At 69.4% G+C, this 2,193-nt stretch carries 3 protein-coding genes; all 3 read left to right on the forward strand.

Annotated elements, in window-relative coordinates:
• The first annotated feature begins 621 nt into the window (after positions 1 to 621).
• Positions 622 to 954, forward strand: a complete 333-nt coding sequence (locus tag AB0J09_RS62915; protein ID WP_360713822.1) for a hypothetical protein — start codon at positions 622 to 624, stop codon at positions 952 to 954.
• Positions 951 to 1,835, forward strand: a complete 885-nt coding sequence (locus AB0J09_RS62920) for a hypothetical protein (RefSeq protein WP_360713824.1) — start codon at positions 951 to 953, stop codon at positions 1,833 to 1,835. The genes AB0J09_RS62915 and AB0J09_RS62920 overlap by 4 nt, the downstream gene beginning before the upstream one ends.
• 2 nt (positions 1,836 to 1,837) lie before the next feature.
• Positions 1,838 to 2,193: YbaB/EbfC family nucleoid-associated protein (locus AB0J09_RS62925; protein WP_360713826.1), on the forward strand; the 356-nt coding region annotated here is incomplete at its 3' end.

The following is a 2,193-nucleotide window of genomic DNA, read 5'->3' on the forward strand; positions in this document are numbered from 1 at the left end:
GGTCGGCTCCGAGCACCTTGGCCAGCTTGAGCGGCGAGGAGAACGCGACCGCCGTCCGCCTGCCCGAGGCCGTGCGGAACAACCGGAGGGTCGAAGCGCACGTGCCCACCGTGACGGGCACGCACAATCGGGGCTCTGACATCTGCTTCCTTCCAGCGAAGAGTCGTACACGGCAGACGCTAGAGCCGTTGCCGGCCACAATCCTCGATCGCTACGCAATTCGAACGCCGGCCGCGGAAATACTGACGCGACATTGACGGCACGCCATGTCCTTCAGCTGATCACGGGGAATCTCTACTGGCATTTATCCACTTCATACGCGAAAGGCACCAGGGAGCCGTCAAGGTCGCCTGTGGCGGTATTCGGCACCGCGCACAGTGAAAGGCGTCGACACATCCTGTCTCCCCGAACACGTGCAGTGCGGGCCAAGCACAGCGGCCCGCGGCGTGCCGCTCCCCATCCCCCGATGACCGGCACGAGGCCTCCCGGTACGCCTGCGTCCCGAGCGTCAAGATCGCGAGATGGTGCGCCAGATTCGCGTACATGTTGCGTCAGAACCTCCCCGCCCCGTTCTCTCACGGGACACGCTGAGAAGACCACAAGACCCAGCGAAAGCGACACATGCCAACCAGCCCCAGCCCATGGACAGAGCCGACGAGCCCGCACGAGGTCGAGATCGAGCGGGCCCGACTGCGGGAGATCAGGTCCCGCCTGCCCGAGGCGGCCAAGCCGCTCGAGAACGCGCTGCCGCGCCTGACCTCGCTCACGGTGGCGGAGCGCGCCTTCACATCGTTCACGTACTCACTCGCGCTGGCGTACAACGAGGTCGAGGCGTTCACGATCGCGGAGCTACGCCACCGGGCCGATGACACGGTACGCATCCAGGACGGCATGACCGCCTCTCTGGGAACCTGGCAGGCGGCCGAATCCGCCAGTTCCCTGAGGCTGATGTGAACCTCGCCCAGCTGGCCCGGCGGGGCCTGGAGGTGGGCACGGGTGCGGCGCTGACGCTGTCGGCGCTGGGCGTGCCAGCCGGGTGGCCGTTCGTCGGGAAGATGTACATCCACCAGTACGACCCGCAGAAGTTCTTCGACGGAGCCCAAACCTGGATCAAGGTGCACGACGACGTCACCGGCGCCCGGCTCGCCGTCGAGGCCCTGGTCGCCGAGGTAGCCGAGACGAGCTGGCGCAGCGAGGACGGCCGGGTCTTCCAGCGCCGCATGGACGCCCACCTGGCCGACCTGCGCGGCGTCGAGCTCCGTGCGGTGGTCACCGCTCTCACCCTGTACACGGCGGGGGCGGCGCTGACAGCGATGATCCTCTTCCAGTTCCTGATCGCGATGGCCATGGCCGCGGTGGCGGCGTGGGTGCTGGTCGCGGCCGTCACGCCGCTCAGCCTGGCAGGCGCCAGGATCCTGGCCACGCAGTGCCTGATCAAGCTCTTCGAGGGCTACCGCGCGGTGGAGTCTCTGCTGGACGCGTTGCTGCACGGCTGCGCCGCCGCGCTGAGCGCCGCCGTGGCCGTGGACGTGGGCATCGAGGCCGCCCGTGGCGACTACAGCGGACTGAACGACCTGGCCGCGGCCACTTTCGCCCAGGGCCCCATGCTCATCTGGGGCACGGCCAACCGGGTCGAACGCGACCTGACCGCGCACGGCCTCAGCGGCCGATTTCCAGTGAGAGGGCGCTGGTCCGGCTCGCCGCTGCCGCCCGGCCTGCCCCAGCTGGCGGGCGCCAAGGCGGTCAACGACCTCACGACGGCCAATCAGACGCTGACCGGCCGGTACGTGCCGGAGCAGGCGGCCGACGGCTCCTACACGTTCCCCTGGGAGTGACGATGGACTTCGAACGGGAGCTCGGCCTGGACCCCGAGCGGCTCGCGGCCGACGCCGACTGCTTCTTCAGCAAGCTGAGCCACCTGCCCGACAGGGCCGCCACGGCCCGTGCCGAGTCGCGGGACGGCTGGGTGAGCGTCGAGTACAGCTGCGCGTCGGGCGTCACAGACCTGCGTCTCGACCCGCGCGCCATGCGCATGGAGTCGGCACGGCTCGCCGAGACCATCCTCACCCTGATCCACCAGGCCAGGGAGCAGGCCGAGGCGGAGGAGCGCAGAAGAGCCGAGGAGTTCCTGGACGGCGCCGGGCCCGACCGCCAGCTCGTCGCCGACCAGGTCCGCCACGCCACCGGCGCGCT

Source organism: Nonomuraea sp. NPDC049784 (genome assembly GCF_040659615.1).
Taxonomy (GTDB): Bacteria; Actinomycetota; Actinomycetes; order Streptosporangiales; family Streptosporangiaceae; genus Nonomuraea.

Excerpts from the sequence above, each read along its gene's own strand:
- AB0J09_RS62915 (WP_360713822.1), top strand. The coding sequence starts at position 622 with ATGCCAACCAGCCCCAGCCCATGGACAGAGCCGACGAGCCCGCACGAG.